Here is a 17,864-nt window from a genome sequence, read left to right on the forward strand (position 1 = left end):
CCAACAGTCACTTGTAATTTTTACAGCATAGATCCCCCACACAATTCACAGACACACCAAAAAGCGCGCGAGGAACGCTCCCCTTCAAATGGGGAATGGTGCAGGCCACCGCTTTGACGTTCGCTTCATCTTAATACTCATTGGGCCTACTCCTAAGGCCGTTTGCATTCATCTTTCAAGCAAGGAAACCGTTCTCTCATGCCCCAATCACGTGAATTCACGATAGTCAAATATGTGATGGTATGTATTGGCATTCTTCTATCCTATGCATTGGCGTCAGAGTGGAACACCTTCTCCTTCTCCCAAGAACCCGATCTTCTTCAAGCCATCCAAAATCGTAATTTGCCCCTGGTTCAGAAGCTGGTCTCTCAAGGATCCGATGTCAATCAGCGCACCCCACAAGGAGCGACGCCTCTCCATTTTTCCGCAAGATCCGGACAATTTACGATGACTCGTCTTCTGTTACAAAAAGGCGCAGACCCTGAGGCTATTTATCAGTCCGAATGGACGCCTCTCCATTTCGCCGCGAAGGGAGGACATGTGGATATCGCCGACCTCCTCCTTCAACACGGTGCGCCCGTGGATGGTTTTAAAGGAAAAATCACGCCACTCCACATTGCCGTGCAAGAGCATCACCACCGGATGGCGTCTTTTCTGTTAGCTCACGGCGCAACGGTCCAATCCTCATTTAAGGAAGGCTGGACGGCGCTGCACATCGCCGCACAAACGGGAGATGCCGACATGACTCGCCTGCTTCTGGATTCCGGCGCGCCGATCGATGCCACCAATACCATTGGCATCACGCCCCTTCATTCTGCCGCTCTTTCCGGCCAACGGAATCTGACCCACTATCTGCTGTCACGTGGAGCCACCTGCTCTCTTCCCTCACAACCACTCCAAAGTTCCACTTCTACCGCATCCGGTCAACTGTATGCGGCTCTTCAGGAAGTCTTCCAGCACTGTCCTACTCCTCTAGCTTCCTAATTTTCCTGTAATTGCTGAAGCAATCTCAGATCAGAAATTGTACTCAGAACAACATCTGCAAGCACATATTACTTCCCTGATTTTTCTAAATTCGAGGGCCGTGACCTAATTTTGGATTTTGGTTGTATAAAGTGTTATAAGTACGTGGGGAGTATTTGAATGGAAACCTTAAGTGAATTCCTCCGAAAACAAAAAGCAGCTGACAATCCTGAAGAGCGTGCCCAACGCCAAGAGGCATGGCTGTCTGCTCTGAACAAACTGTTTGCAAAAATTCAATCATGGCTTGCGGAAGCGGAAAAAGAAAATTTAATCGAGACAAGCATCCACCGGGTAAATCATATTGAAGAAAGCCTTGGCACATTGCAGGTTCCTCGCCTAACTCTGAAAGTGGATCACAAAACAATTACTCTAAAGCCAATTGGTGCAACAATAATTGGCGCGGATGGTCGAGTAGATATGGTGACTACAAAAGGAACTTTTATGTTTCTATACCTAGCCGACCAGGACAAGTGGGTACATGGGTCTGGAACGAGACCATCTGAATTCCGTGAATTAACTGAAACAATCTTTACTGATCTCCTCAAACGCGCTCTAGCGTGACTGACCTTGACGCAATCCTTCAAGCTTATCAGGCCTCCATTGATTGCCTGAATATTGTCGGCGACTTACTTGCCAAATCAACAAAAGGAAAAACATTCCACAATACGATCTTTTTCGGTAAATCCCCGAATGAGGCTCAGGAACTGCTTGTTTTTAGCAAAGAAGAGCAGTCTGATTCCACGATCCTTTCTCTTCTCTCCGGGTTTGAGAAACTAATTTTCGATCATCTCGCAACACCGCTGCCAATAAAAGCATCGAGTAAAGAAGGTTTTAGCGGCCTGAACGATGCCATCAAACAATTTGAAAGCCAGGTTTCAACACCCACTTACAATGACGTCGAACGTCTCTGCGGTTATAGACATTGGGTCGCCCACGGGAAAAGGTGGGAAAAACCTAGTTCTGCTGATCCAGCAAACACCCACAACTGTCTCATCGAATTCATGCGTCAAGCGTCTATCCTGCAAATAAAATCCTTGTCCTAGGTTGGGCGAAAATTTCTGTTCCTCATTCCTAACACGTTAAGAAATCTTAGGTTGTGCAAACCTGATTTTTTTGAATTTCTAGGGTCAATTCTTCTCTCATTCGTACTTATAAAAAAATCCACGTAAACAATTGTGAGGATCTAAAATATTCCTTTTAAAACCCAGCAATGGCTACTTCCGGGAGAGGATCCAGTCACGGAACAACTATCAAAAAAAATTTCTGATGATGGAAAAATGAAATCGGCATTTCCTCTATGAGCTGGATGTATTTTGCTCTGTTGGCGGCACTCAGCGAATCCCTGAAAGACCTACTGAGTAAGCAGGGAGTGCGATCCGTCTCCCCTCAACTGGCGGCTTTAGCCGCTGGTGCGACTCCCATTCCCATACTTCTGAGCATTGTACTGTTCACGGATTCAGTCCCTTTGCTGGGCCCCAGGTATGGGTGGGCACTGCTCATTGGAGGAACATTGAATATCCTGGCCCTGTTCCAATTCATGAGGGCCTTACAAAGTTCTGATCTGTCCCTGGCCATTCCCTTCGTTTCCTTTACTCCTCTTTTTTTATTGATCACCTCACCTTTCCTGGTCGGGGATATCCCAACGACACAGGATATCGTGGGCATCTTCTGTATTGTGGGGGGAGCGTATGTCCTACACATTCAGTCAATACACCATGGTTTTCTTGCGCCATTGTTCGCAATCTTTCGAGAACCGGGTCCAAGGCGAATGCTTTCCGTGGCGTTCATATATAGCCTCACGTCGAATTTTGACAAAATCGGCGTGCAGAATTCCTCTCCTCTCTTTTGGAGCCTCTCCATTTCCAGCGTGATGACCATCGGGTTTGTGTTCTTGCTACGATTCCTGCCGGGAAAGAATATTGCCGCTCCTCGCCCGACCACTCTCGTCATCCTTTTGCTCGTCGGCCTGTTTCAGACCATAGGCCTCCTCGTTCACAATACCGCTCTCAGTCTGGGACCGGTTCCTTCCGTCATCGCCATAAAGCGATCGAGTATTCTCTTCGCCGTCATGTGGGGATGGATGTTTTTGAAGGAAAAATACGTAGGGGAGCGGTTGATTGGCGCAGTCTTGATGATGATCGGAGTTGTCGTATTAGGTTTCGGGTACACGGACTAACCTTGTCGGCCCGACAACCAACCGAAAGACATGAGTTGAATCACACAACCGAGAGTTATTTCAGGGAGAGAGAGGAAAGTTCGGCAACCGAAACCAGCGGACCTGGAAAGATTCCGAGCAAAACCACACCGGCAACGGCGCAGGCCAACACAAAGGATACCTGGGGAGAAAGGACCAACCGGGTATGCAATTCCTGTTCGGAGGATGGCTCACGCATATACATCACCATGACAATGCGCAAATAGAAAAAAGCCGAAATGGCGGCAAAGATCAATCCAATGATCGCCAGCCATGCCAATCCGGCATTAACCGCCGCCATGAAAAGATACAGTTTCCCAATGAACCCGGCGGTGGGAGGAATACCCGCCAACGACACCATAAATACCAACATGAGAAACGCGCCACCCTTATGTCGCTTGGCCAATCCGGTGAAATCTTCTATTTCCTCGCCTTCCAGGCCACCCTTCCGTAATACGGCCACCATGGAAAATGCTCCTATCGTCATAAACGAATAAATGGCCAGATAGAGCATCAGGCTCGAAACGCCCTGAGACGAAACCGCTCCTTCTATCCCGGCCCACCCGGCGACCACGACACCAATCAATGCATAACCCGCATGGGCAATGCTGGAATAGGCCAGCATCCGTTTCACGTTGGTCTGAACAATGGCCACAAGATTGCCAAGAGCCACAGTGATAATACATATAACCAGGATCAATAAATTCCAATCCGGTTTGATTCCACCGAAGGCTTCCAGAAGCACACGAAGGAACGCAGCAAAGCTGGCCGCCTTGGAAGCCACCGCCATAAACGCCGTCACAGACGTCGGGGCTCCTTCATATACATCAGGCGTCCACATATGAAAGGGCACTGCCGCGACTTTAAATCCAAATCCCACAATCAGCAGCATGAGCGAAATAAAGACCAACGGGTCATCGATCCCGCGCCCATTGACCACGGCTGCGATTTCCACCAGCCGAGTACTCCCAGTGACACCGAAAATAATCGAAATCCCATAGAGCAAAATTCCTGAGGAAAAGGCTCCCAACACAAAATATTTAGCCGAAGATTCGATTGACCGCAGCTCAAATCGCTTGAACCCGGCCATAATATAGAGGGTAATCGACATCAGTTCGATTCCCAGATAGATCGTGAGCAAATCAGCCCCGGATACCATCACCATCATTCCGGTCAATGCCAACAGGACAAATGCGTAGTATTCCGCGAGCTGGATCTTTTCCTCTTTAAGGTAACCCATTGACAATAAAATGGTCAGACCACTCACCAGATACAGCAACATTTTCCAAAATACGGCATACGAATCCACGACCACTAAATCACTAAAGGCCATCACCCGCTCACCAAACCCGTTCACCGTCACCACGCTGCCGACCACCAGAATGCCGAGACTCATCCACGCCAGGAGATCTTTTTTGTGTGCAGGCGTAATGGGATCAAGAACGAGAATCAGACAGGCCATGCCCACAATGAGCAATTCAGGAAGAATGAGAACAAGATCGGCGAGAGGAAGCGTCATGGGGCAACATCACCCTTCATGATGAGTCGATGCCCAGATGGCTCGGCCGTCATCGCCAGGGTGTGCCCTCGGCCATCTCCCCCCTCCTGAACCATGACTGATGTAGATTGAGACGCGATGACCCGCGCCACGCTCGCATGCATCACATCCAACAACGGTTTCGGATAAAGCCCGATCCAAAACACCAACACCACCAATGGAACCAGCATGCCGAATTCACGGACATTCAAGTCAGTTAATTTGGGGAGCATCTGCGGAGAGGCCGGCCCATAGATCATCCGTTGCACCAAATACAAAATATAGGCGGCAGCTAAAATAATCCCTAAAGCCGCGAGAGTCCCTGTCAGTTTGCTCCAGGCAAAGGTTCCAACCAGGACTAAAAACTCTCCGACAAAACTATTCATGCCTGGAAGACCAACCGACGACAACGCAAAAATCACAAAAAATGTTGCGTATTTTGGCATTGCGTTCGCCAACCCGCCATTATCGGTAATTTGCCGGCTATGCGTCCGTTCGTAAATGATGCCCACACACATAAAGAGCGCGCCGGTCGTAATGCCATGGTTGATCATCTGAAGGATCGCACCCTCAATACCCTGGGCATTTAACGCAAAAATTCCCAGTGTGACAAACCCCATGTGACTGACACTGGAATAGGCAATAAGTTTCTTGAGGTCCGCTTGCGCTAACGCCATATAGGCGCCATAAATAATGGCGATGACCGACAGAGTCATGATGAACGGGGTGTACGCAACCGAGGCATCAGGCAACATGGGCAAGGAAAATCGTAAAAACCCATAGGTTCCCATCTTGAGCAAGACACTTGCGAGAATGATGCTCCCGGCAGTGGGGGCTTCAACATGGGCGTCAGGGAGCCACGTATGAAAGGGAAACATGGGGACTTTCACCGCAAACGCGGCAAAGAAGGCCCAGAACAAGAGGGATTGCAAGCCAGGAGCATAGGACGCGTGCGTTAAAGCCAAAATATCAAAGGTTCGCCCACCTTCAAAAAACAGCACCAGAATCGCTACCAGCAGCAAGATACTCCCGGCCAGGGTATAGAGGAAAAACTTGATCGCCGCATAGACACGATTGGGCCCACCCCAGACGCCAATCAGGAGATACATCGGAATCAGCATGGTTTCCCAAAACACATAAAACAGCACAAAATCCAAGGCCGCAAAGACGCCGATCGTCGCCGTCTCCATCACCAACAAACTGATCAGGAATTCTTTCATTCTGGTTTGAACCGACGTCCAGGAGACGAGGATACAAAGAGGAGTGAGAAAGGTGGTTAAGAGGACAAGCGGCATGCTGATCCCATCCACACCCAGGGAATAATGAATGGCGGGAGAATCAATCCAGAGATGCTTTTCCACAAATTGCATGCCGGCCTGAGCATTGTCGAACGCAACCCACAGGGGCAATGAGACCAGCAAGGTCAGGATGGAGACCGTCAACGCAATAGACCGTGAAAGTGCCTCGTGAGCGAGTAAAACCGCGACCACTCCGAGCAGCGGGAGGATCAGCACGATCGTGAGCCAGGGAATCCCACCTGTGGGAATAACCATCTCAGTCACGATTCAAAGTTCTCCTGCCATACGGTTGCCTGTTGAACCATCACGAGTACCCCATCATACGTTCACCCATCCACACTAATAAAATATCATCGCACCTAAAATGACCGCCGCGCCGACAGTCATGGCCAGCGCATAATTCTGTGCTTGTCCGCTTTGAAGTCTTCGCGTCACCCATCCTCCCCAGGCCACGGCTCGCGCCACTCCATTGACCGCACCATCAATCACCGCAATATCCACCCGTTTCCATAACCGATCCGCCAGATTCAATGTTGGCATGACCACGGTCCGGTCATAGGCTTCATCCACAAACCATTTATTCAAAGAGAACTGATACAGCGATCGCCACTGATTCGCCAGGCGGTCCGGCAAGCCGGGCGACTTGACATAGACCCAATAGGCACCCGCAATCCCTAACAGGCCCATTGCGGTGGCCGTCAGCATAATGCCCATGGCCGCAGATCCTTCGTGATGACCTCCAGCAGCGGGAAATGCGGGAGCCAAAAATTCCGGTATTCCCATGTATCCTGCGAGGATGCTCAGCACGGCAAGAAACAGAAGAGGAATCGTCATCGCTTTTGACGGTTCATGCACATGCTTGGCATGGTGAGGATCCACTCGTGATTCTCCCCAAAATGTCACAAACACCAATCGAAAAGTGTAAAAAGCCGTCATGAGAGCCGTCAGTAATCCTAAGACGGCCAGAACTTTACCCAGGCCACTAGACATCCAGGCAGCCAGGAGTAATTCATCTTTACTGAAATATCCCGCAGTGAGAGGAAAACCGGACAGCGCCAGAGCCCCAATGAGAAAGGTCCAATACGTCACAGGCAGCTTATCCTTGAGTCCACCCATATGTTTCATATCTTGTTCATGATGAAGAGCAATAATCACCGACCCACACCCGAGGAATAACAAGGCCTTAAATGCTCCGTGGGTCAGAAGATGATACATTCCGGCAATATAGCCACCCAGCCCACAGGCCATCATCATGTAGCCAAGTTGACTGAGTGTGGAATAGGCCACAACCCGTTTGATATCGGTTTGCGTCAACGCGATGGTCGCGCCAATAAACATCGTGACTCCACCTACCACTGCCACCACATCCATGGCCACGGGAGAAAGGTTAAATAACGGAGCAAATCTGGCAACCATAAAGACTCCTGCCGTCACCATCGTCGCGGCATGAATAAGTGCTGATATCGGAGTGGGACCTTCCATCGCATCCGGCAACCACACATGCAGAGGCACTTGCGCAGATTTCCCGACTGCTCCAACGAATAAAAAAAGGCAGATCAAGGTCATCACCGATATTTCCCAATGACCTCCGACAGAACCAAGAAGATTCACCAGGCCACCAGCCTTCTGATCCAACTGAGAAAACACTTCCTGATAGTGCAAACTGCCAAAAGTGACAAAGACCAGCAGAATACCCAACATGAATCCGAAGTCCCCGACACGATTCACCAGAAACGCTTTGGTGGCCGCTGCCCTGGCTGACTCGCGCTCATACCAATGGCCGATTAACAGGTAGGAACAAAGACCCACGGCTTCCCAAAAAACAAACAGTTGCAGGAAATTATCGGACATCACCAACATCAACATAGAAAAGGTAAAGAGCGCGATATTGCTAAAAAACCTGGCATAACCCGGCTCTCCATGCATGTAGCCAATCGTATAAACATGGACCAGTGAACTCACTATGGTGACGAGCAACAACATCGCGACCGTAAGCTGATCGATATATAACCCTAAGGCAATATGAAGGTTTCCCGAATCCGCCCACGTATAGAGAGGAATCTGAAGGGCCTGACCACCCGCCACGTCGGCAAGCGCCATGATGGAAAGAAGGAACGACCCCAGGACGGCAGGCACGGCCACCCAATGGCTTCGGTCTTTGATCCAATGGCCGAACAGCCCCAGGATGACAAAGGCCAGGAGTGGGAGAAGAGGAATTAAGGCGTAGAGCATCGCCTTACCATTTCAGCAACCGGAAGTCGTCAATGTTGGTACTGGCCGAATGCCGATAGAGCGCGATGATAATCGCCAGCCCTACCGCAACCTCCGCAGCAGCCACGGTAAGCGCAAAAAACACGAACACCTGTCCGGAAAGATTACCCAAATAGGAAGAAAAGGCTACAAAATTAATATTCGTGGCATTCAACATCAACTCAATGGATAATAAAATGATGATGATATTGCGTCGAATGAGCACTCCCACCAACCCGATTGAGAACACGATTCCGCTCAATACAAGATAGTAGCTCACGGGAACGTCCATTAACCCTTGGCCTCCAATATCCCCTTTTTGGTGAGGATAACCGCACCCACCATCGCCACTAAGAGAATGAGAGACGCGATTTCAAATGGAAACAGATACGTGGAATACAGAAGCTCACCGATCGATTCCGTATTGCCCTGAGTCAAATGGGTCGGTTCTCCCTGATCAGGGAGATTCGCACCCAATGAGGATTCACCTTTCACCACCAGCAGGATCGCCTCTGCAAAGACCATACATCCCAGAAAGAGTCCTACAGTCAATTGGTGGTGAAAATGTACTTCACCCTTCAAATTGAGCAACATCACCACAAAAAGATAGAGCACCAGAATGGCGCCCGCATACACCAGGATTTGAATCACGGCCAGGAATTCCGCATGCAAGGTGACAAAAAGCCCGGCGACGTGGAAAAACATGACCAGGAGCGCCAGAGCACTAAACACCGGACTCCTCAGGGCCACGACAAGAGCCGCCGTTACCACAATCACACTGGCAAAATAGAAAAAAACTATCGTTCCCATCACCGGTTCATTCAAAATTTTTGGCGATATTCATTGGCCGGCAGGTGGACCGAGTGCACCGCCAGGCCATAACGACTACAGTTCTTTTTGCGGAATCTCTTTAAACCCTACGTTAAAATAGGCCACATTGGGATGTTGAAATTCGAGTCGCTTTTCCCGAACTGGAAAGTTGCGATCGCCAATAGCCAGAAGCTGCTCCTTATTTAATTGAAGCTGGCGCTTATCATAGACCGCCCATTCATACTCCTGAGTCATGCCCAACGCATCAACCGGACATGCCTTCACGCACAACCCGCAAAACAAACATCGGGTCATGTCCATGTAATATTCCTTGGAATACCGCTTCGTGGGTTCCCCCGGAACCTCGGCACTCACCACACGGATGACACGGGAGGGACAAGCCGCCTCACATAAATCACATCCCACGCACTTTTCTGTTCCATCATCGTAGCGCAGTAACGCCAACATACCGCGATAGTTGGACGGCAACTGTTTCTTCTCATGCGGGTATTGTAAGGTGATCGGCTTATAATGAAGGAAATGGGATAAGGTCGCCTTCATCCCTAACGCAATCTCATAGAATAGAAGCGTTTTGGCCCATTCCTTGAGTTTCATACCATTCAACCTTCTTAGCTCCCAGGAAAGAGAAATGCAATAATCGACGTCACCACAATATTAGCCAACGCGATGGGAAGGAGGACCTTCCACCCGAATCGCATGAGCTGGTCATATCGTAATCGCGGTAATGTGGCACGTAACCAAAAGAATAAAAAGAGGAAAAACGCCACTTTGAGGACAAACCACATGATGCCCTCAATCCAGAGGAGATGGCCCACCCCGATGTACTCCATAAGAGTGCCTGGATAGGGAGGATGCCAACCACCAAAAAACAAGACAGTGGCCACGCAAGACACCAAAATCATATTGCCGTATTCGGCCAGAAAGAAGAAGGCGAATCGCATGCCGCTATATTCCGTAAAGAATCCGGCCACCAACTCACTTTCCGCTTCCGGCAAATCAAATGGGGTTCGATTCGTTTCCGCTACTGCAGAAATAATAAACACGACGAACGCCACAGCTTGAGGGAACCCCCCTCCTCCGAAAAAGTACCAGTTCCAAAATCCTCCTGCCTGCGCATTGGTAATCGCCACGAGACTCAAGGAGCTTGAAAGGAGCAACACGCCGACAATTGACAGCCCCACATTCAATTCGTAACTAATCAACTGGGCCGCAGACCGCAGGCCTCCAAGAAGGGAATACTTACTGTTTGATGACCACCCGCCCAAAATAATGCCGTATGCCCCGATTGACGCAAACGCCAGGATATAGAGAACGCCGATATTGATGTCGGTAATCACAAATGGTTTAAAGTTGACGCCGCCGACATCAATGGTCCAATCCGGGCCAAACGGAATCACCGCGAATCCGATGAGGGCAGGAACTAATGACAACACCGGCGCCATGCTAAACATGAACTTATTCGCTCCGGCTGGGATGATGTCTTCTTTGAAAAAGAGCTTTAGGCCGTCGGCGACCGGTTGCAAGATGCCATAAGGCCCGACTTCCATCGGCCCCATCCGATCCTGCATCCAACCCAACACCTTTCGCTCCAGGAGGGTGAGTGCTGCGACAGTCAGAAGCACCGCCACCATCACCACGCCAATTTGGCTTAACGTTAAGGCTAATCGAATTCCCGTATCCATGCCGGATTCACTCCTCTCCTCTATATACCGACCCACATGCTGAGAACCGCCTCATGTTCCCACCACTTTTTCAACCAGAACGCGACCCACTTTGAAATAGGGCACTTGCGTTTCCGAATCAACACTATACGGCAAGAGACGGCGGACCTCTTCATCAAAATGCTCAGGGAACATTACGACCCCTTGCGGGATTCGCTCACGAAGCCCTACCGGGGTGATCACCTCACCCAAACGATTGCTCACCTTCACCGTGTCCCCTTCACCAATACCACGTCGCGCGGCATCTTCCGGATGCAGATAGAGTTTGCCAGTCGCTTCAACTTGCAGTAAGCCTTTGGCTTTTCGCGAAAATTTCCCGGAATGAAACAAGGATTGGGAAACCTGCAAGATCATGTCTTCCGCACCAGCAGCGCCATCCTCTGTCGGCAATTGATACCGCGTAGCAATATCCCGCTGATAATCAGTCTTGAGATATCGGGCGATGACTGTCGAATCCGGTTGAGCAGGCAAGGGGGCAGGGCCCAGGGTACGCGTACCGGGGAGAAGATTATGGATCTCTTTGCCAATTTCCTTGACGTCTCCATATTCCATCGGATCGTTCATCATCACCGACAGCGCGGAAAACACTTCCCAATCCGGTCGACTTTCCCCAACCAGATCAATGGCTTTTCGTACTGACTGAATATGCCCTTCCGTGTTGGTAAACGTTCCATCCTTTTCCGCATAGGAACAGGCTGGCAGAAGGACATGAGCTTGCCGGGCCGTTTCGGTGAGAAACAATTCCTGACATACCAGAAACTCAAGCTTCTCCAATGCCGCATGAATACCCGAAGACGGAGGCAAGGAGGCCAGCGGATTTTCACCAACCACAAACAAGGCTTTTAGTTTGCCGTGCTGCGCATCTTCAATCATTTGAGGGAGTGAAGATCCTGGTGTATCGGGAATGGGACGACCCCACGCTTGCGCCAAGCGCTTCCGCACGTCCGGGTCACCCAGGGATTGCCCACCAGGCAACACCGACCCGGTTCCTCCCATTTCAAAGGCTCCTTGATCATTATTTTCTTCCGCCAGGGGAGCAAGTCCACAGCCGAGTTTAGTGAGTTTTCCGGTTACCAATAACAGGTCCAACAAATTCATGGTCATGCCGAATCCGCCCACAGATCGCAGGACTCCCGGTCCGACAAGAATCACAACCTTCTGTCCTTTGGCAAACATCTGGGCTGCCTGAGTTAACACATCCGAAGCCAGTCCGGTTTGCGCGTGAATCGCATCCCAGGACAGGGCTTTCAGGCTGGCGGTCATGTCGTTGGCATACGACTGGGCGCTGGCCTGAAGTTCCGGATCCACCAGTTGCTGATCAATCACCGCTTTCAGCATGCCCAATACCGCCCCGGCATAGGCCGTGGGGTTGACGCCCAGATGATGGTGGGCCAGATTCACAATATTGCTGATGCTCCCAATAGCAGGTTCCAACGCTTCAATGGTGATGAGCTTCGCCCCTCGCCGCTTCACCGCTTCTTTGACCTTCAACCCTGAAATGGGATTGGTTTCCGTAATATTGGTCCCGACAAGTAAGAGGGTATCTGCGGATAGAATATCGTCAAAGTTCACGGCCCAACGATGAGTGCCTTGCACGCGTTGCATGGCATGCACCGCATTCAGGTGGCCATACCGCACACTACTATCAATCCGATTGGTCCCCACCACGCCGCGCATGAATTTCTGAAAAACATAGATATCTTCATTCGTACATCGTCCCGTAATTAACCCGCCAATCGCATCGGGACCATAGGTGGTTTTTATTTCCTTGAAACGCTGCCCCACCAACTCCAACGCCTCTTCCCATTGCACAGGGTGGAAGGCACCCTCTCGACGAACAAGAGGCGCCGTCAGCCGATCAGGATGAACGCTGACATGGTAGCCAAAGTAGCCACGGGCACACAGATCACCATTGTTGCGGCCGGCCCCGTGGGTGGAATTCACTTCGATTAAGTCATTATTCTTCGTTTGAAAGGTAATTTGGCACCCATCTCCACAATAGCCACAAACGGAATCAGTCCGCTTCAGCATCCATGGACGAAATTCATACATGGAGACTCGACTGGTAATGGCTCCGACCGGACAAATCTGGATACATCCACCACAAAACTCACAATCCAGTTCATGGGCCCCGAAGGCTTTAATTTCCGTCATGGTGCCGCGTCCCACAGGCGCCAGGGCTTTCACATCCATGACCTGATCACAATAGCGCACGCATCGCAAACATTGGACACACCGGTTCATCTGCGTCTCAATCAGCGGACTGAAATACTCCTTCGGAAAGACCCGTTTGAGTTCCTTAAATCCGCTGGTCGTCGCGGTATATTCATGGGAAAAGTCCTGAAGATCGCAGCGCCCGCCTTGATCGCAGACGGGACAATCCAACGGGTGATTGGCCAAAATGAAATCCAACACCGATTTGCGGGCGCCCTGCACCACCGGGGAAGAAGCCGATTTCACCACCATGCCCTCCGCCACTTGGGTACTACAGGAGGTTTGCAACCTGGGCATTTTTTCAATTTCCACTAAACACATTCGACAATTAGCATCCGGGGTCAGTTTCGGGTGATAGCAAAAGTGCGGCACCATGACGCCAACCTGCCGCGCAGCCTCAATGACCAGCGTCCCTTTGGCAACCGTTGCCGATTTCCCATCAATCGTAAGCGTAATCATGTCCGTGATTGGTTTTGGGGTTGTGGCCATTTTGGTTACACTCAATGCGTGAAAACTGGAATTTCCTTGTTGCGTGGCATTGTCTCTTGAGCCTCACGAATAAGGGCCTCATATTCCCCACGCCAATGGTGCAGTGTGCTCACAATGGGAGATACAGCCGCATCACCAAACGCACAGACCGTCCGGCCCGGGATATTTCCGCAGAGTTCATCAAGGACTCCAATATCTTCAGGACGCCCTCGTTTGTTCCAGATCCGCTGAAGAGTCTGCACCAGCCAGGAAGTTCCTTCCCGGCAGGGTGTACATTTCCCACACGATTCATGGTAGAAGAATTCCATCAATCGCAGAGCAGCCCAAACCATATTCGTGCCTTCTTCCATTACCGTGACACCGCCGGATCCCAGCATGGACCCCGCTAAAGCCACCGATTCAAAATCCATTTTCACATCTAAATGATCAGGCGTCAGAAATGGAGCCGATGCTCCCCCAGGGATAAAGGCCTTCAGGGGCTTATCCGATCGCATACCCCCGCCCAAATCATAAATCAATTCACGAAAGGTGATGCCCATGGGCGTTTCATAATTACCAGGCCGCTTCACATGTCCGCTTAAACAAAACACCCGCGTTCCGCAACTTTTAGGTGGAGAGCCAATCGAGGCAAACCACTCTCCCCCTCGATTGATAATATGAGGAATATTCGCCATCGTCTCGACGTTATTCACCACAGTGGGGTTTTGATACAATCCATGTGTCGCCGGGAACGGGGGCTTAAAGCGAGGCATGCCCCGTTTGCCCTCTAGCGATTCGAGCAATGCCGTTTCTTCCCCGCAAATATAGGCTCCCGCACCAAGGTGAACATAGATATTGATCGTCAACCCGCTCCCGAAAATGTTGTCGCCCAGATACCCGGCCGCATAGGCTTCCTCAAGAGCCTTCTCAAGAATCTTCGCGCCGAGACGAAACTCTCCACGAATATAGATATAAGCTGTTTGTGCGCCAATAGCGAAACAGGTAATGGCCATCCCTTCCAGCATTTGATGCGGATCACGTTCCATAAGTTGCCGGTCTTTAAATGTTCCCGGTTCGCTTTCATCCGCGTTACAGCACAAATATTTGGGACCAGGATGATTCTTCGGAATGAACCCCCATTTTACGCCGGTGGGGAAGCCGGCTCCCCCACGACCACGCAAACCTGACTTTTTTACCACTTCAATTACCTGATCGGGCTGCATATCCTTGAGAACTGTCCGGAGAGCTCGATACCCACCGGTCCCTTCATAGTCGGCCAACGAACCGTTGTATCCCGGTTGTTCCATATTCTTCAATAAGATTTTTTCGTAGGTGGCCATAAAGACACTGTTTCGTGAACGGGCAGTGATCAATAACCCATGAATTGCTGATCCACGCCTATTCCCTGCAAAAGACTTCTGTCATTTAGCAAGGGGCTGAGGATACATGAAGGGTCCTGATTTAAGCGAACAGGTTCCGTCTCGCCTCAAATCGTCCAGGACGCGTCCGACCTTTTCTTCGGATAATTGCTCATAATAATCATCATTCACTTGCATCATGGGACCTGTCCCACAGGACCCAAGGCACTCCACCACGCTGAGGGTAAAAAAGTTATCTGCCGTTGTCTGACCCTGTGCAATGCCAAGTTTTTTCTGGATCCATCCCACCACATCATCAGATCCGACTAACGCACACATAAGCGATTTGCAAACTTGAAGATGGAACTTCCCGATCGGCTTGAGATTGAACATGGTATAAAACGTGACGGTCTCAAACACTTGTGCCGGGGTCACATCCAAAATTTTGGCAATCTCCTGCATGGCCGATTCACTCACGAATCCCTCTTCACGCTGCGCCAAATTCAATAACGGCAACAACGCCGATCGCTTTACGGGATAGCGGGATAGAATATCATCCACTTCGTTTTTGAAGCGCTCAAGTAGCATAGAACACTCGTGAGTTATAGCGAGCCGTCAACGCCCAATGGCCATGATGTCCATGCCCGCTTACCTTCATCACACCATTCTCCATGTTATCGATCGCATTCCCCCATCACAATATCGTACGTTCCAAAAATCGTGATGATATCCGAAATCAAATATCCACGCGCCATGTGATCAAAGGCGCCCATATGAATAAATGAAGGAGAGCGGATTTTCAACCGATAGGGACGCGAACTTCCGTCACTAATGATAAAAAAGCCCAATTCACCTTTAGGCACCTCCGTCGCACAATACGTTTCGCCCTTCGGTGGCTTAAACCCTTGCGTAAAAATAATGAAATGATGAATCAGGCTTTGCATATCCCTCATCACCTCTGGCTTGGGAGGTGGAATGGCTTGAGCATCGACGGCCATAATCGGCCCCTCAGGCATTTGATTGAGGCATTGCTCGATGATGCGGGCGCTTTGCCACATTTCTTCCATTCTGATCCAATACCGGTCGTAGGTATCCCCGTCTTTTCCAATTGGCACTGCCCAATCCACACGGTCATACACGCCATACGGCTCCAACTTCCGAATATCATAGGAGACTCCCGACCCCCGAAGAACCGGCCCTGTGCATCCGAAATTGATGGCATCCTCCGCAGAAAGGAGGGCCACGCCTTTGGTGCGGGCAACCCAAATCCTATTTTTTTGCAAGAGCGTGTCGTATTCCCGAATGTGTTCAGGAAACGTTTTCAAAAACCCCCGGAGAGCCGTAATAATTTCCGGCGTAAGATCCGCATCTACGCCTCCAATGCGGTAATAATTCAATGTCAGACGAGCGCCACACAATTTCTCAAACATATCCAACAAGATTTCGCGTTCACGGAAGGTCCAGAAGAACACGGTCATCGCCCCAATATCCAGGGCTTGTGTTCCCAGCCAGAATAAATGCCCAATGATACGTTGCATTTCGGCCACGATGGTCCGCACATATTCCGCCCGTTCCGGAACGGTCATATCTATCAGTTTTTCTACGGCCCGCACATAGGCATAGTTATTGGTCATGGCACAGACATAGTCCAATCGGTCGGTATGCGGGACCATTTGCATATACGTCAGGCCTTCAGCCAGTTTCTCCACTCCCCGGTGCAAATATCCAAGATCGGGCGTGGCCTTGCTGACCCGCTCACCATCCAACTCCAACACAACCCGAAGCACTCCATGCGTACTAGGATGTTGGGGACCCATATTGAGAAGCATTTCCGTTGTGCGTTTAGTGTCACCTGGATGATCATCCGCCATGAATTGATGACGTTGATCATCGGGCACCTCGGATTCCGACCATTCGCCGATCGGTTCATCCAACCTGGGAAGAAAATCAAACCGGCTCCTCCATCCTTTTCCTTCGGCCGGAAAATCCTTTCGTAACGGATACCCTTCATCATAATCATCAGGCATCAAAATTCGACGAAGGTCGGGATGCCCGGTAAAGCGGATGCCCATCAAGTCATACACTTCACGTTCCAGGAAATTGGCCCCTTTCCAGATGCCACTGATTGAGGCGATCTCCGGATGATCCTCTGTCACGCGCGCTTTAATCCGGATGCGGGTCCCATGGGGAAGAGAGAGAAAGTGATAAATGACTTCAAATCGTTCGAGGGCATCAGGATAATCCGCCGAACAGATATCGGTAATATGATCCAACGCCATCGCGGGATCGTCATGGAGAAATTGCGCAATTTCCAGCCAATGATCGGCTTGTACTTGTGCCCACAAATCCAAACGCACGGGATCCTGCTGCGCCGTCAGCACAGCCTGAGGAAAGCGATTGACCAAAGATTCGAGAAAAGCATGCATAAATCGGATATGTTGCTGAATCGTAGAATATCAAAAGACCGTCTACACAACTTCCAGAGCTATTTCACGAAGTATTTTTCTTTCTGAATTTTTTCTTGGAGTTTAATGAGACCGTCCATGAGTGCCTCAGGTCTCGGGGGACAACCTGCGATATAGACATCCACAGGGACTATTTGATCCACGCCCTGAACCACACTGTAACTATTGTAATGATTCCCGGATGTCGCGCAGGATCCCATGGAAATCACATACCTGGGCTCCGCCATTTGATCATAAATTCGACGGATCACCGGTGCCATTTTCCGACAGACCGTCCCAGCCACAATCATCAAATCTGACTGACGAGGTGACGCACGAAACACCCCGGCCCCAAAGCGATCGATGTCATACTTGGAAGACACCGAGGCGATCATTTCAATCGCACAACAAGCTAACCCGAACGTCATCGGCCAAAGGGCTGATTTCCGACACCAGGCAATACAATAATCCAGATTGGTCGTAATAATATTCGGTTCAAGCTGTCGTTCAAGCATCCCCATAAGAT

Annotated in this window: 16 protein-coding genes; 4 read left to right on the plus strand and 12 right to left on the minus strand. The window is 50.2% G+C overall.

Features of this window, described 5'->3' with window-relative positions; translation table 11 throughout:
- Positions 1–198 precede the first annotated feature (198 nt).
- The 4 genes from H6750_01810 (at position 199) to H6750_01825 (ending at position 3,199) form a co-directional block, all read left to right on the plus strand.
- Positions 199–984: an ankyrin repeat domain-containing protein gene (locus tag H6750_01810; GenBank protein ID MCB9773046.1), complete on the plus strand. Its 786-nt coding sequence runs from the start codon at positions 199–201 to the stop codon at positions 982–984.
- 159 nt (positions 985–1,143) lie between these two features.
- The gene (locus H6750_01815; GenBank protein ID MCB9773047.1) at positions 1,144–1,584 is read left to right on the plus strand and encodes a hypothetical protein; all 441 of its coding nucleotides are present in this window, start codon (positions 1,144–1,146) and stop codon (positions 1,582–1,584) included.
- Positions 1,581–2,066 (plus strand): hypothetical protein, encoded by a 486-nt coding sequence (locus H6750_01820; protein MCB9773048.1) that lies wholly within the window; start codon positions 1,581–1,583, stop codon positions 2,064–2,066. The genes H6750_01815 and H6750_01820 overlap by 4 nt, the downstream gene beginning before the upstream one ends.
- A 254-nt stretch (positions 2,067–2,320) precedes the next feature.
- Positions 2,321–3,199: an EamA family transporter gene (locus H6750_01825; GenBank protein MCB9773049.1), complete on the plus strand. Its 879-nt coding sequence runs from the start codon at positions 2,321–2,323 to the stop codon at positions 3,197–3,199.
- Positions 3,200–3,254: 55 nt separating this feature from the next.
- Here H6750_01825 and H6750_01830 read toward each other — a convergent pair whose 3' ends face one another.
- The 12 genes from H6750_01830 to H6750_01885 form a co-directional block, all read right to left on the minus strand.
- A complete protein-coding gene (locus tag H6750_01830) occupies positions 3,255–4,736 on the minus strand; it encodes an NADH-quinone oxidoreductase subunit N (GenBank protein MCB9773050.1) in 1,482 nt (493 codons plus the stop codon).
- Positions 4,733–6,307, minus strand: a complete 1,575-nt coding sequence (locus tag H6750_01835; protein ID MCB9773051.1) for an NADH-quinone oxidoreductase subunit M — start codon at positions 6,305–6,307, stop codon at positions 4,733–4,735. The genes H6750_01830 and H6750_01835 overlap by 4 nt, the downstream gene beginning before the upstream one ends.
- A gap of 84 nt (positions 6,308–6,391) precedes the next feature.
- Positions 6,392–8,284 (minus strand): NADH-quinone oxidoreductase subunit L, encoded by a 1,893-nt coding sequence (nuoL, locus tag H6750_01840; GenBank protein MCB9773052.1) that lies wholly within the window; start codon positions 8,282–8,284, stop codon positions 6,392–6,394.
- A 4-nt stretch (positions 8,285–8,288) separates the two neighbouring features.
- Complete coding sequence (nuoK, locus tag H6750_01845) at positions 8,289–8,594, minus strand: NADH-quinone oxidoreductase subunit NuoK (protein MCB9773053.1); 306 nt, start codon at positions 8,592–8,594, stop codon at positions 8,289–8,291.
- Positions 8,594–9,112 (minus strand): NADH-quinone oxidoreductase subunit J, encoded by a 519-nt coding sequence (locus H6750_01850; protein ID MCB9773054.1) that lies wholly within the window; start codon positions 9,110–9,112, stop codon positions 8,594–8,596. The genes nuoK and H6750_01850 overlap by 1 nt, the downstream gene beginning before the upstream one ends.
- 75 nt (positions 9,113–9,187) lie before the next feature.
- Positions 9,188–9,727, minus strand: a complete 540-nt coding sequence (nuoI, locus tag H6750_01855) for an NADH-quinone oxidoreductase subunit NuoI (protein MCB9773055.1) — start codon at positions 9,725–9,727, stop codon at positions 9,188–9,190.
- A gap of 14 nt (positions 9,728–9,741) precedes the next feature.
- Positions 9,742–10,815, minus strand: a complete 1,074-nt coding sequence (gene nuoH, locus H6750_01860; GenBank protein MCB9773056.1) for an NADH-quinone oxidoreductase subunit NuoH — start codon at positions 10,813–10,815, stop codon at positions 9,742–9,744.
- Between the two features lie 51 nt (positions 10,816–10,866).
- Entirely contained in the window at positions 10,867–13,557 is a 2,691-nt protein-coding gene (nuoG, locus tag H6750_01865; protein MCB9773057.1) for an NADH-quinone oxidoreductase subunit NuoG, read from the minus strand.
- 11 nt (positions 13,558–13,568) lie between these two features.
- Positions 13,569–14,876, minus strand: a complete 1,308-nt coding sequence (gene nuoF / locus H6750_01870; GenBank protein ID MCB9773058.1) for an NADH-quinone oxidoreductase subunit NuoF — start codon at positions 14,874–14,876, stop codon at positions 13,569–13,571.
- An 81-nt stretch (positions 14,877–14,957) separates the two neighbouring features.
- The gene (locus tag H6750_01875; protein MCB9773059.1) at positions 14,958–15,482 is read right to left on the minus strand and encodes an NAD(P)H-dependent oxidoreductase subunit E; all 525 of its coding nucleotides are present in this window, start codon (positions 15,480–15,482) and stop codon (positions 14,958–14,960) included.
- A gap of 86 nt (positions 15,483–15,568) precedes the next feature.
- Positions 15,569–17,320: an NADH dehydrogenase (quinone) subunit D gene (gene nuoD / locus H6750_01880; GenBank protein MCB9773060.1), complete on the minus strand. Its 1,752-nt coding sequence runs from the start codon at positions 17,318–17,320 to the stop codon at positions 15,569–15,571.
- A gap of 59 nt (positions 17,321–17,379) precedes the next feature.
- Complete coding sequence (locus H6750_01885; protein MCB9773061.1) at positions 17,380–17,859, minus strand: NADH-quinone oxidoreductase subunit B; 480 nt, start codon at positions 17,857–17,859, stop codon at positions 17,380–17,382.
- Positions 17,860–17,864: the final 5 nt, after the last annotated feature.

Source organism: Nitrospiraceae bacterium, assembly GCA_020632595.1.
GTDB lineage: Bacteria > Nitrospirota > Nitrospiria > Nitrospirales > UBA8639 > Nitrospira_E.